Source organism: Paractinoplanes maris, assembly GCF_023544465.1.
In the GTDB taxonomy this organism is placed as follows: domain Bacteria; phylum Actinomycetota; class Actinomycetes; order Mycobacteriales; family Micromonosporaceae; genus Actinoplanes; species Actinoplanes maris.
On sequence record NZ_JALPVL010000006.1, the window covers coordinates 144810 to 157977 of the forward strand.

Here is a 13168-nt window from a genome sequence, read left to right on the forward strand (position 1 = left end):
CGCCACGCCTGGTGGGCGGTCGAAGTCAGTTGACCAGGCGACGACGCAGGGCGATGAGCTCGCGCAAGCGGGCCCGGCGCAGCCGCTGGGGTTGTCTGGTCTCCCGGGCCGACTTCGCGCTGGCGAGCGCGGCCAGCAGCTCGAGGCGGCGACGGCGACGATCAGGGTCGGGATCGAGCCGTGGGGATGTGGGGGGCATGAAGCCGAGGTTGAACCTTTACAAGTCTTTAAGTCAAGCCCCGGTGTTCTTTGAATCAGCGCCCTGTGCGCACCGCGACGAGGGCGGCACATCGGGTCGCCGACAACCCGGTCAGAATCGGACGAATCACCACAGCGGCCAATCGTGCGTCGACATCCACCGGCCGGCCACGAAAGCGGTGGCGATGGACAACCCGAGCCCGCTGGCCAGTGCCACACCGACAGCGGCCCCGCGGACGCCGATCGCGGTCAGGATCAGCGCGACGGCCCAGGCGCTGACCGCGGCCAGAATCGTCCACCAGGCGTAACTGGCCAGGTCACGGCCGAGTGCCCCGAACAGCGCGAGCCAGACCGAGGCCGCGCCCAGACCGGCGAGCAAGGCTCCGGCGCCGACCGGATGGGGCTCGCGGTAGGTGGGACGGGACGACCCGGGGAACAACCCGGACGGGGCCCGCATCGGCGGGGCCGGATGCGGTGACGGTGCGGTCGTCTGCCAGACCTCGTGCCGGTCCGTCACGGTCCACCTCCGACTCACCCGTACGTCTGCTCAGGTGCCAGCCTAACCAGCGCGGGTCGGCAGGACCGGCTCACTTCTGCCACGATGGCTCGGTGCCTTTGCTCCGTACCCTCTCCGGTTTGACCGTTCTGGCCGTCTGCCTGGCCGGCTGCGGCGGCGTCTCCGGTGGCGGCAACGCCAGCGCGACCCCGCAGTTCGTCGACCCCGCGGCCACGTCGGCCACGTCGGCCGCGACGACCCCGGCGGCGGCACAGATTCCGGTCACGCCCAGGTCGACGGCCGCTTCGTCGGCGGGCGGTCTGGCCAGCACCCGTCCCCCGGCGACGCGACCGGCGCCGACCCGGACGAATTCGGCCCCGCCGGCCAAAAAGGTGACGTATGTCTTCCCGGTCAAGGCGTCGAACGTCGACTGGCACACCACCCACTCGAAGTACAAGGCGACCGACCTCTTCGCCGACTGCGGGAAACCGGTGGTCGCCACGACCAGCGGCGTGGTCCTCGAGATCAGCCTCACCGACAAGTACGTCAAGGGCTCGCCCGACGGCCCCAACAACGGCGGCAAGTCGGTGTCGCTGCTCGGTGACGACGGCGTGCGCTACTACGGCTCCCACCTGAGCAAGGTGCAGAGCGGCATCAAGAAGGGCGTCCGCGTCAAGGCCGGGCAGCAGCTCGGCCTGGTCGGCCGGACGGGCAACGCGAACAACGTCTGCCACCTGCACTTCGGCATCTCGCCGCCGTGCGCCAAGGTCGGCGACTGGAAGGTCCGGCGCGGCGTCGTCTGGCCCTACTCGTACCTCGCCTCGTGGCGCAAGAGCGGCACCAAGAGCCCGGTCGCCGAGGTCGCGGCCTGGAAGCGCTCGCACAACTGCAAGGCCTGACCGAGCTTCGGCGATACACACGGGGCCGCACCCTCGCCCAAGGGTGCGGCCCCGTGCTGCCGGGAAGAAAGCCTTGTGATCACCGTAGGGCGGGGATCCCGCTCCAGGTCGGCGCGAAACGGACAAAGACCGCAGCTAAGACGGCTGACTGGTACCGCCCGAACGGCTGATCTTGGCGGTGGAGCGTCGACCGGTGCGGGCGGCGCCGCTGTCCACAGGGCATATGCAAAAGTTTCGGTGTGCATATCGCGATCGTCGGACTCGGGCTCATCGGCGGATCGTTGCTGCGCGCCCTGACCGCCGCGGGCCACACCGTCGTCGGCTACGACTCCGACCCGGCCACCCGGGACCAAGCGAGCGCCGCGGGCTTGCGGGTGGCCGATTCCGTGCCCGCCGCCCTGACCGGCACCGACGTGGCGGTGCTGGCCGTTCCGCTGCCGGCGCTGCCGGCGGTCCTGGCCGAGCTGACCGGCTATCCCGGCGTGGTCACCGATGTCACGTCGGTCAAAGGACCCGTACGCGATCTCGCCCCACCCCGCTTCGTCGGCGGTCATCCCATGGCCGGCAAGGAGACCTCCGGCTTCGCCGCCACCGACGCCACCCTGTTCGACGGCTGCGCCTGGGTCCTCTGCCTGGAGCCCGGCGAGACCGCCCTCCCCGACTGGCTGACCCTGGCCACCCTCTTCACCGGGCTCGGCGCCCGGGTCGTCCCACTGACCGCGACCGAGCACGACCGGGTGGTGGCCCAGGTCAGCCACGTCCCGCACCTGTCCGCGGCCGCGCTGGCCGGCCGGCTGCACGACAACCCGCCCGCCGCCACGCTGGCCGCCGGCTCGTTCCGGGACGGCACCCGGGTGGCCGCCACCCGGGCGGAGCTGATCGCCGCCATGTGCGGCGGCAACGCCGTCGCGGTCCGGGAAGAGCTCGATCACCTGCTCGCCGAGCTCCAGGACCTGCGCGCCCGGCTCGACGCGCCCGATCCGGTGGCCGCGCTGATCCCCGTCCTGCGCCCGGCGGTGGAGCTGCGCCGAGCCTGGCCGCCCGCTCCCGGCACGCCGGTCGAGGTGGCCGCCGACATCTCCGTACTGCTCGGTCTGGGCCGGACCGGTGGCTGGATCACCGCCGTGAGTGAAAGCGGCCGGAAAGTGACCGCAATAGTTCCTAGGGTGAGGGAAACCGCGAACCGCTGAGGAGCCCGCAATGCCCGGTCAGGTCGGCGCCATCGACAACGAACAGCAAGGCCTTCTCGCCTATCTCGCCCAGATGCGATACGTGCTGCGGCTGACCGCCTACGGCCTCACCGACGAGCAGCTCCGGGCCACCCCGGCGGCCAGTGAGCTGAGTGTCGGCGGCCTCATCAAGCACTGCTGCTCGACCGAGGCCGGCTGGATCTCTCAGGTGCGCGACGAGCCGCAGGTTCTCGACTACCAGGCCTACGCCGACAACTTCCGGCTGGCCGAAGGCGAGACCATCGACGACGTGCTGGCCCGTTACGACCGGGTCGCCGCGCGGACCGAGCAGACCGTGACCGAGCTGAACGACCTCGGGCACCGCGTCGAGATCGACCACTCGGTGCCGTGGAACAGCAAGGACATGACGCACTGGACGCTGCGCTGGATCCTGCTGCACCTGATTCAGGAGACGGCGCGGCACACCGGCCACGCCGACGTCATCCGCGAGACGGTGGACGGCGCCACGGCGTACCCGTTGATGGCCGCCGCCGAGGGCTGGCCCGAGACCGACTGGCTCAAGCCGTGGACGCCGGCCAGTCGGTGATCACCCGCTGATCGGTCACGACGGCCGTCACCAGGTCGTGCGGGGTCACGTCGAAGGCCGGGTTCACCGCGTCGGCCCACGACGTGACCTCGGCCGAGCCGCGATCCTCGATCGGCACCGCGCCGCCGTGCGGCGTGTCCAGGTCGATCGTCGATTCGGGGGCCACCACGACGAACGGGATCCCGGCCCGGCGGGCACCGAGTGCGTGGGCGTACGTCCCGATCTTGTTGATCACGTCGCCGTTGGCGCAGATCCGGTCGGCTCCCAGGATCACCGCGTCGACCTCACCCCGGGCCATCAGGAACGGCCCGGCCGAGTCGACCGCCACCCGGTGCTCGATGCCCCACCGGGACAGCTCCCACGAGGTGAGCCGCGCGCCCTGGAGCAGCGGCCGGGTCTCGCTGGCGATCACGCCGGCCAGCCGGCCGCGCTGGTGCAGCTCGTGCACGACGCCGAGGGCCGTGCCGACAGTCACCGCGGCCAGCCCGCCGGTGTTGCAGTGGGTGAGCAGCCGCGGAGGGCCGCCGCAGAGCTCGACCAGCAGGTCGGCACCGCGCGCGGCCATGGCGTCGGAGGCGGCGATCTCCTCGTCGCGCACGCGGCAGGCCTCCTCGAGCACGGCTTGCGGACCGCGCGGCAGGAGGGCGGCGGCCCGCCGGGCACCGCGAGCCAGGTTGACCGCCGTCGGCCGGGCCGTCTCGACCCGCCGCACGGCCAGGGCCAGCGCCTGCGGGTCGTCGGCGTGCACCCGGGCGGCCAGCGCCACCCCGAAGGCACCCGCCACCCCGAGGGCCGGAGCTCCCCGGACGGCCAGCGACTGGATCGCCGCGACCAGCTCGCCCACGGTGTGCAGGCGCAGAATCCTCAGCTCCCCGGGCAACGCCGTCTGATCGATGATCTCGATTGCGTCGTCCACCCAGTCGATCGTCCGCATGCCCGCGATGGTAGCCAGCGGCACGCCCTAAGCTGGCGGCATGGCGTCTCGTGATCCGGTGGCCGACCTGCGGCGCATCGCCTTTCTGCTGGAGCGGGCGAACGAGTCGACCTATCGGGTGCGCTCGTTCCGCTCGGCCGCCAAGACCGTCGCCGCGCTGCCCGTGACCGAGCTCAACGAGCGCGCCCGGGCCGGCACGCTGGGCGAGCTGGCGGGCGTCGGCGACGTCACCGCCCGCTGCATCGCCGAGTCGCTGGCCGGGGAGGAGCCGGTCTATCTGCGCCGGCTCGAGAGCACCGAGGGCACCGACCTGCAGGGCGCGGCCCGCAAGCTGCGCGAGGCACTGCGCGGCGACTGTCACGCCCACTCGGACTGGTCGGACGGCGGCTCACCGATCGAGGAGATGGCCCTGGCCGCGGTCGAGCTGGGGCACGAATATCTGGTGCTGACCGACCATTCGCCCCGGCTGACCGTCGCCCGCGGCCTGCCCCCGGCCCGGCTGCGCCGCCAGCTCGACTACGTGGCCAAGCTCAACGACGCGTTGCCCGACGGTTTCCGCATTCTCACCGGCATCGAGGTCGACATCCTGGACGACGGCTCGCTCGACCAGGAGGACGAGCTGCTGGCCCGGCTCGACGTGGTGGTCGGCTCGGTGCACAGCAAGCTGCGCGACGAGTCGCCACGGATGACCAAGCGGATGGTGAACGCGCTGGCCAACCCGCACCTGGACATCCTGGGCCACATGACCGGGCGCAAGGTGGCGGCCGAGGGCGCGGGCGACCGCGGTCACCGCAAGGGACACACCCGCCCGCCGAGCACGTTCGACCTCGACAAGGTGATCGCCGCCTGCGTCGAGCACGGCAAGGCCATCGAGATCAACTCGCGGCCCGACCGGCTCGACCCGCCCAAGCGCATGCTGACCGTCGCGGTCGAAGCCGGCTGCCTGTTCACCATCGACACCGACGCGCACGCCCCGGGCCAGCTCGATTGGCTCCGGTACGGCTGCGAGCGAGCCGCCCTCTGCGGCGTGCCACCGGAAAGGGTGGTCAACAGCTGGTCGATGGAGCGCTTGCTGGAGTGGACCGCCGGGCACAAGTGAAAGGCCGTAGGGTCGTTCCGTGGGACGAATTGATGACCTCGCCGACCGCTATGTCACCGAGTGGGCCGAGCTGAGCCCGATCGGTGCCACCTATGTGGGCATCGCCGGGCACGACGGCAAGACCGACGATTTCACGCCCGAGGGCTTCGACGCTCAGACCGAGCTGGCCCGCCGGACGCTCAACGAGCTCGATGTGATCGACCCGGAGCACGAGGCCGAGGCGGTCGCCAAGGACGCGATGATGGAGCGGGTCGGCCTCGAGCTGGCCCGCGACGAGGCCGGTGTCAGCCGGAGCGAGATCAGCGTGATCAGCAGCGGGTTGCACGCGCTGCGGGGCGTCTTCGACGTGATGCCGGCCGAGGGCGAGGAGGCGGTCGCCAACATCTCGGCCCGGCTCAACGACCTGCCGCACGCGCTCGAGCAATACAAGCGCACCCTGCTCGAGGAAGCCGACGCCGGCCGGATCAGTGCTCGCGCGCAGATGCTGGCCGTCGCCGAGCAGTGCGACGCCTGGACCGATCCCGACCGCGACGACTTCTACCGCGGGCTGGCCGGCCGGCTCGAGGCCGAGGGGGCGCTGGCCGCCGAGCTGACCCGCGGCGCCGAGGCGGCCACCGCCGCCACCGCCGACTTCGCCGAGTTCCTGCGCCGTGACCTGGCCCCGCGCGGCCGCGACAAGGAGGCGGCCGGCCGGGAGCGGTACGAGCTGGCCTCGCAGTATTTCCTCGGAGCGAAGGTCGACCTGCAGGAGACGTACGAGTGGGGTTTCGCCGAGCTGTTCCGCATCGAGCAGGAGATGCGGGCGACATCGGCCGCCATCGCCGGCTCGGGCGCCTCGATCGACGAGGCGGTGGCCGCGCTCGACGCCGACCCGGCCCGCCTGATCCCGGGCAAGGAGGCGTTCCGGGACTGGATGCAGTCGCTCGCCGACAAGGCCATCACCGAGCTGAACGGCACCCACTTCGACATCGAGCCGCCGGCCCGCACGATCGAGTGCTGCCTCACGCCGACCAGCGACGGCAGCATCTATTACACCGGCCCGAGCGAGGACTTCAGCCGTCCCGGCCGCATGTGGTGGGCCGTGCCCGAGGGGGTCACCGAGTTCTCCACCTGGCGTGAGGTCACGACCGTCTATCACGAGGGCGTGCCCGGTCATCACCTGCAGATCAGCCAGACGCTGCTGCGGGCCGACACGCTCAACCGCTGGCAGCGCCTGCTCTGCTGGAGCTCGGGGCACGGCGAGGGCTGGGCCCTCTATGCCGAGCGCCTGATGGACGAGCTCGGTTATCTCGCCGACCCGGGCGACCGGCTGGGCATGCTCGACGGCCAGGCGCTGCGGGCGACCCGGGTCATCGTCGACATCGGCATGCACCTGGAGCTGGAGATCCCCCGCGACAACCCGTTCGGCTTCCACCCCGGCGAGCGCTGGACGCCGGAGCTGGGCTGGGACTTCCTGCGGGCACACACCCGCATGGAGGAGAAGACGCTGCGCTTCGAGTGGAAGCGTTACCTGGGGTGGCCGGGGCAGGCGCCGTCGTACAAGATCGGCGAGCGCATCTGGCTGCAGGCGCGGGAGGAGACCCGGCAGCGCAAGGGCGCCGATTTCGATTTGAAAACGTTCCACCGGGACGCTCTGAACCTGGGTTCGCTCGGCCTGGACCCCCTTCGTAAGGCACTTGCCCGCATCTGAGCCGTTTCGGGCTTTTCCCCGGTTCGCGCCGGGCAAATGCCCCGGGAAAGCCCCAGCAGGCCCGAAGCGGGACCGGAAAACAGTGACCGGTCCAGCACTTTTAGTCAGGCGATTGCTCACAGCAATCGCCTGACTACTTTTCGCTTAATTGATACCGGTCTTATCGGTCAATGTTCCTGGATCTTGTGGCTTCTCGTGCGGCCACTCTGCCGTTACCATCGCCGCGATGTCTTTCTCGCCTTCGCCGCAACCGGCGTGGGCTGGGGCTTCCGACCTCGGTAACGGAACTGAACGCTCGTTACAACGACGACGACGGCACCTTGTATCCCCCGATCAGCCGAGACAGATCTGGCCCTTGGAAAGGGGTTCCTTGAGGTTTTCTCGGATAGATTGGCCCGGATCCGTGCGCCTGACGGCTACGGAAAGTAGCCACCATTACGGCTCATCGCGTGTGCATGGCGGAGGACGAAAGCAATGAACAGCCGGCGAACCCGTTTAGGCTCCGCACTCGCGGTGATTTTGACGGTCTTGGTCCTTGTGCCGACAGCGGTCCTGTTCGGTCGAGTCTGGACCGACAACTCTGACAAGCGCGACAGCACTCAGCTGGAGAAACAGGGCGTGGAGTACATGACCGCCCTGACCCCGCTGGTGAGCGCTCTCGCCGAGTCGCAGTCGACCGGCATCCAGGGCGTCAGCGAGCCGCCGGAGTCACTGGCCGCGGCCGTGACCCGGGTGTCCGCGGTCGACGCCAAGCTCGGCGACGACCTGCGCACCAAGCCCCGCTGGGCCGACCTCAAGGACAAGATCTCCAAGCTGCCCAAGGTCACCGGCCCGGTCAACATCCTCAACGCGCACGTCGAGGCGAGCGACCTGACCCTGGCGCTGTATGCCGCCGTCCGGCGCAACGCCCAGCTCAACCGCGACCCCGACGGCGACATCTCCAACCTGCAGCAGGCCGTGGCGGTCGACATGCCGAGCACGGTGACGGGGGTGAACCGGATGGGCGATTACGCCAACCTCCTGCAGGGTCTGCCCGCCGCCAGCCGGGCCCAGGTGCAGGCGCAGTTCGCCTACGAGGTGCTCAGTGTGCAGGATTCGGTCAAGCAGCTGACCGAGAACCTGCAGGCGGCCGTCGACAACACCGAGAGCGACACGCTCAGCGGCAGCCTGGTGAGCGCGCTCGACTCGTTCCGCCGTGGCGTCGAGGCGATGAACCGCGGCGCCAACCCCGGCGGCACGCCGAACGCGGCCACCATGTCGACCGCGCAGTCGACCCTGCAGCTGGCGCTGAGCAACCTGTCCGGCATCACGTTGCGCGAGATGGACCGGCTGCTCGACAACCGGCTCGACTCGATCGACTACCGCCGCACCGAGGCGATCATCATGGCCGCGCTGGCCCTGTTGCTGGTGCTGGGCGCGCTGATCTGGCCCGCCGTCAACCGGCGCCGCGAGGCCGAGGCCACCCCGGAGCGTCCGGCCGGCGCCGGCGAGTCCACCCGCGGCGCCCTCGACCGTACGGGCCCCGCGCCCGGTCCGGTGGGCCCGTACGGCAACCCGGGCAACCCGTACAACCAGGCGCCGGGCTACGGCGACCTCGACCCGACACGGCGGGAGCGGTCCGGTGCTGTTCGGTAAGTTCCGCATCCTGGGCAAGCTCGCCCTGCTGGTGCTCGTGCCGCTGCTCGGCGTCGTGGCGCTGAGCGTTCCGATCATCGTCAACCGCGTCCAGGCCGCCACGGACGCGCAGAACACCTCGAACACGGTGGCGCTGGCCGGCCGGGTCGGCACGGCCGTGCAGGAGCTCCAGGAGGAGCGCCTGCTGTCCGTCGGTTTCCTGTTCGGCCTGGTCGGCCAGGCCGACCTGGTCGTGCAGAGTGCCGCCGCCCGCGACGCCGTGGCCCGCGTGGACGACGGCAGCGACGCCGTCTCGCGGGAGCTCACCCGGGCCCTGCGCAACGCCGGCCGGCTCGACAACACCCGGCAGAACGTGCTCAACCGGGCGATCCTGCCGAACATCCTGGTCACCGACTTCACCACCCGCATCACGCCGATCATCAACGGGCTCGCGCTCTCGTCGAACGCCGACCTCAAGACCGGTGTCGGCCGGCAGCTCTTCGCCCTCGAGCAGGCGCTGCGCAGTGACGACCTGATCAGTCAGGCGTCCGGCTTCCTGACCTCGGCCGTGGTCACCAAGCAGCCGGGCTTCATCGGCCTGTTCTCGCAGTCGCTGATCCAGCTGCAGCAGATCATCGCGAACGCCGAGTCCTTCTTCACCGGGAGCCAGTACAAGCTCTACCTCGGCGCCCAGGACGCGTTCTCGGCCCGGGTGGGCCCGCAGTTCCTTCAGCTGGCCGCGACCGACCCGGCCACCGCCATCGGCCAGCTGCAGATTCAGACCCTGTTCCCGTCGCTGCAGTCCGTGCTCGTCCTCGGCGGCTTCGTCGAGAAGCGCGTCGCCGCGGACGTGGACGCGATCGTGACCAACAACCGCGACAACGCCATCCGTGACGCCGTCCTCATCGGTGGCGGCTCGTTGCTGCTGCTGTTCCTGGTGGTCGGCCTGAGCCTGTTCATGGCCCGCGCGGTGGCCCGGCCGCTGCGCCGCCTCACCACCTCGGCCGACCGGATCGCCCGCGCCGCCGAGGCGGAGCTCGAGCGGGTGGCCGACGACGACGCCGAATCGGTCCGCCCGATCCGCCTCGACCCGGTCGACGTCGAGGCCCAGGACGAGATCGGTGACCTGGCCCGCGCGTTCGACCGGGTGCAGACCACCGCCGTCCGGCTGGTGGAACGGCAGGTGCTCGGCCGGCGTAACACCGCCCAGATGTTCGCGCACGTCGGCCGCCGTACCCAGAACCTGGTCGGCCGCCAGCTGGCGCTGATCGACAATCTGGAGCGGCGCGAGACCGACAGCGACCGCCTCGGCGAGCTGTACCGCCTCGACCACATGTCCAGCCGTCTGCGCCGGAACGCGTCCAGCCTGGTCGTGCTGTCCGGGGCCACCGGGGCCGACGAGCACATGGCTCCGCTGCCGCTGCAGGACGTCGTCCGTCTCGCCCTCGGTGAGATCGAGGACTACACCCGGGTCGACGTGGACGTCCCCGAGGAGATCGTGGCCGTCCCGGCCGTCCTGGCCGACCTGACCCTGCTGCTGGCCGAGCTGATGGAGAACGCGACCGCGTTCTCGCCGCCGCACACCCGCGTCGTGGTCACCGCCAACGAGCTGCGCGGCGGGGCCCGCCTGGCCATCGTCGACCAGGGCCTGGGCATGCCGCCCGAGCGGCTGGCCGAGGAGAACGCGCGACTCACCCGCCGTGAGCGGCTCGACCTCGCCCCCAGTGAGGTGCTCGGTCTGTTCGTGGTCGGCCGGCTCGCCCGCCGGCACGGCATCGAGGTCACCCTGACCGAGACGCCGGGTGGCGGCATCACCGCGTGGGTCGACCTGAACCCGTCGCACCTGATCGCCCGGGTCCTCAGCACGACCGCGCCCGACGTCCCGCCGTTCCCCTCGGTGGTCCCGCCGGCTCAGAACGGCTACCTCACCTCCGAGTTCGCCCAGGTCATCGCGGGATCGGCGGCGCGCGCCTCGGTCCCCGGCAGCCAGCAACCGTTCGACGCCAACGTGCTCCACCGGGCCACCGCGACCCTGGAGACCGGACAGTCGTGGAACGCGTTCGCCCCGATCAAGGCGACCGCGCAGGTGACCGGGCACCCGGCCGAGGCGTACGCGGGCCAGCCGGTCTACGACGCCGAGCCGGTCTATTCGCCCGGCCCGGCCTGGCAGCAGCCCACCGGATTCCAGCAGCCCTCGGGTTACCAGGAGCCGGTGGCCTACCAGCAGCCGGTCGTCACGCCGGATTACGACCTCAACGCGCCGGTCGCCGGCCGGGTCCCGGCGGCGATGCCCGAGCTGCCCGCCGCGGGCCCGGGTGCCTGGCACCAGCAGCCGTCGACGCCGCCGCAGACCACCTGGTCACAGCCGGTCGACGACACGCCGGCGCCGGTCGCCTGGTCGCAGCCGGCCGTCGAGCCGCCGCCGGCCATGCCGGCCATCCCACGGCAGCGGACGAACGAAGAGGACTACCGGTACGCCCCTCAGGCGTACCAGCCGCCGTCGGCTTCCGAGCCCCGACCGGCCGAGACGTCGCAGCCCAGCCTGGGTAACACCGGGCCGCTGCGCCGCCGGGTGCCGGGCAGCCAACTGCCGGAGGAGGGTGTCCGGCCGCTCCCCGCGCGTCCGCCGTCCCAGGACGACGCGGTCGCCGCGAGGGCCGCGTTCGACGACTTCGAGGCCGGGGTCAGCCGCGCGCAGTGGGACGTGGCCGAGACCCAGATGTCCTCGCCGCCGTCGGCCGGGCACGCGCCGCTGGCCCGGCGGGTGCCGGGGGCCACCCTGCCGCGGGACGAGCCGAACTACCCGCCGCCGGCTTCCCCGAGCCTGCCCCTGGACCCGGACGAGGCCCGAGCCCTGATGGAACAGTTCGAGTACGGAGTCGCACTCGCGCTGAACGAAACGAAGCCACAACCCGAGGGACAACCGCGATGACTTCCCCCTACAGCACCGACACCGGCAACGGCCGCGACTACGCTCAGTCCCAGCTGAGCGCCGAGGCCAAGACCTTCAACTGGCTGCTCGACTCCTTCACCTCCGGCACGGCCGGCGTGATCGAGGCCATCGCGGTTTCGTCCGACGGTCTGCTGATGGCGATGTCAGCGATCAAGGACAGGCCCAACGCGGAGCGCCTGGCCGCGGTCGTCTCGGGTCTGACCAGCCTGGCCGGCGGCGCCGCGAGCTGGTATCGACTGGGCTCGCTCAACCGCGTCATCATCGACATGGCCGACGGATACCTGCTGGTCACGGCGATCAGTGCCGGATCGGTGCTCGGGGTCATCGCCGATCGCTCGGCCAACCTGGGCACGCTGGCGTACGAGATGACGCTCTTCGCCACCCGGGCCGGTGGCGCCCTGAGCCCGCGCCTGATCGCCGAGTTGAAGAACGCCGTTCAGCAATGACCTATCCGGACCCCGACGACCCGGCACACCCGGCTCGGCCGAGTGTCCGACCCTTCCTGCAGTCCGGCCCGCTCCCGGCCGGCGGCTACCGTCCCACGCACACGGACGAGCAACCGCCGGCCACCGAGCAGACCACTGCTCTGCGCCCGTTCGTCATCACGTCCGGGCGCACCGACGGCGCCGACCCCGACATCGGGATGGAAACACAGGTGACCGCCAGCCCCGGCGCTGGTCCGGTACGTCTCTCACCCGAGATGCGGGCCATCGTCGGACTCTGTTTCGAGCCCGTCTCCGTGGCGGAGATCTCCGCCCGGCTGCGCCTGCATCTCGGCGTCACGCGCATCCTGGTCGGCGACCTGCGAGCCGCCGGCCAACTGGACGTCCACGTGCTGAACAACGAGACCCCCGACCCCGAGACCATCATGCGAGTGATCCGTGGACTTCGAGCAATCACCTGACCGCGTCGTCGGCACCGCCGCCGTGAGCAGCGGCGGCCGTCCGAAGAAGGCGCCGGTCCCGGTCAAGATCATCGTGGCGGGCGGCTTCGGCGTCGGCAAGACCACCACCGTCGGCGCCATCTCGGAGATCTCTCCGCTGACCACCGAGGCCGAAATGACCTCGGCCTCGGTCGGCATCGACAATCCGGGCCAGGCCACGATGAAGACGACGACGACCATCGCGATGGACTTCGGCGTGCTGACGATCGACCAGACGCTGAAGCTCTACATCTTCGGCACGCCGGGACAATCGCGCTTCGCCTTCATGTGGGACGACCTGATCAAAGGCGCCCTCGGCGCGCTGGTCGTGGTCGACACCAACCGGATCGACGACTGCTATCCCGCGGTCGACTACTTCGAGCGCGCCGGGCTTCCGTTCGTCGTCGGTGTCAACACCTTCAACGGGCAGATGAGCTACAGCCTGGACGAAGTGCGCTGGGCCCTGGCCATCCGCGAGGACGTGCCCGTGCTCTCCTTCGACGCCCGTTTCCGCGGGTCGGTGCGGGACGCCCTCCTCGTCGTCCTGGATCAGGCGCTCGACAAGGCGATCCGGCAGAAGTCGTAGT

13 protein-coding genes are annotated in these 13168 nt (G+C 70.7%); 10 read left to right on the forward strand and 3 right to left on the reverse strand.

The features are described from left to right. Nucleotides 1-25 precede the first annotated feature (25 nt). A complete protein-coding gene (locus tag NAG42_RS18625) occupies nt 26-199 on the reverse strand; it encodes a hypothetical protein (protein ID WP_250031637.1) in 174 nt (57 codons plus the stop codon). Nucleotides 200-325: 126 nt separating this feature from the next. Next, the gene (locus NAG42_RS18630; protein ID WP_250032122.1) at nt 326-655 is read right to left on the reverse strand and encodes a hypothetical protein; all 330 of its coding nucleotides are present in this window, start codon (nt 653-655) and stop codon (nt 326-328) included. A 431-nt stretch (nt 656-1086) separates the two neighbouring features. Here NAG42_RS18630 and NAG42_RS45505 point away from each other — a divergent pair, with 431 nt between their 5' ends. The 3 genes from NAG42_RS45505 (at nt 1087) to NAG42_RS18645 (ending at nt 3369) form a co-directional block, all read left to right on the forward strand. After that, nucleotides 1087-1593, forward strand: coding sequence for a M23 family metallopeptidase (locus NAG42_RS45505; RefSeq protein WP_438872423.1), 507 nt, complete (start codon nt 1087-1089; stop codon nt 1591-1593). Between the two features lie 239 nt (nt 1594-1832). Beyond that, nucleotides 1833-2783 carry a prephenate dehydrogenase gene (locus NAG42_RS18640; RefSeq protein WP_250031639.1) on the forward strand — a complete coding sequence of 317 codons (951 nt, stop codon included), beginning with the start codon at nt 1833-1835 and terminating at the stop codon, nt 2781-2783. A 10-nt stretch (nt 2784-2793) separates the two neighbouring features. After that, on the forward strand, nt 2794-3369 hold the full coding sequence (locus NAG42_RS18645; RefSeq protein ID WP_250031640.1) for a DinB family protein: 576 nt from the start codon (nt 2794-2796) through the stop codon (nt 3367-3369). Here NAG42_RS18645 and mtnA read toward each other — a convergent pair. After that, the gene (gene mtnA / locus NAG42_RS18650) at nt 3341-4303 is read right to left on the reverse strand and encodes an S-methyl-5-thioribose-1-phosphate isomerase (protein ID WP_250031641.1); all 963 of its coding nucleotides are present in this window, start codon (nt 4301-4303) and stop codon (nt 3341-3343) included. The genes NAG42_RS18645 and mtnA overlap by 29 nt on opposite strands. A 40-nt stretch (nt 4304-4343) precedes the next feature. Here mtnA and NAG42_RS18655 point away from each other — a divergent pair, with 40 nt between their 5' ends. The 7 genes from NAG42_RS18655 to NAG42_RS18685 all read left to right on the forward strand — a co-directional run bounded on the left by NAG42_RS18655 (nt 4344) and on the right by NAG42_RS18685 (nt 13167). Then, nucleotides 4344-5402: a PHP domain-containing protein gene (locus NAG42_RS18655; RefSeq protein ID WP_250031642.1), complete on the forward strand. Its 1059-nt coding sequence runs from the start codon at nt 4344-4346 to the stop codon at nt 5400-5402. Between the two features lie 19 nt (nt 5403-5421). Then, nucleotides 5422-7092, forward strand: coding sequence for a DUF885 domain-containing protein (locus NAG42_RS18660; RefSeq protein ID WP_250031643.1), 1671 nt, complete (start codon nt 5422-5424; stop codon nt 7090-7092). 627 nt (nt 7093-7719) lie between these two features. Continuing rightward, entirely contained in the window at nt 7720-8727 is a 1008-nt protein-coding gene (locus NAG42_RS18665) for a hypothetical protein (protein WP_250032124.1), read from the forward strand. Beyond that, complete coding sequence (locus tag NAG42_RS18670) at nt 8714-11638, forward strand: sensor histidine kinase (RefSeq protein WP_250031644.1); 2925 nt, start codon at nt 8714-8716, stop codon at nt 11636-11638. The genes NAG42_RS18665 and NAG42_RS18670 overlap by 14 nt, the downstream gene beginning before the upstream one ends. Then, nucleotides 11635-12105, forward strand: a complete 471-nt coding sequence (locus NAG42_RS18675; protein ID WP_127498838.1) for a roadblock/LC7 domain-containing protein — start codon at nt 11635-11637, stop codon at nt 12103-12105. The genes NAG42_RS18670 and NAG42_RS18675 overlap by 4 nt, the downstream gene beginning before the upstream one ends. After that, complete coding sequence (locus NAG42_RS18680; RefSeq protein WP_250031645.1) at nt 12102-12563, forward strand: DUF742 domain-containing protein; 462 nt, start codon at nt 12102-12104, stop codon at nt 12561-12563. Before NAG42_RS18675 ends, NAG42_RS18680 begins: the two co-directional genes overlap by 4 nt. Further along, complete coding sequence (locus NAG42_RS18685) at nt 12541-13167, forward strand: GTP-binding protein (protein ID WP_250031646.1); 627 nt, start codon at nt 12541-12543, stop codon at nt 13165-13167. The genes NAG42_RS18680 and NAG42_RS18685 overlap by 23 nt, the downstream gene beginning before the upstream one ends. The last annotated feature ends 1 nt before the right edge of the window (nt 13168 follow it).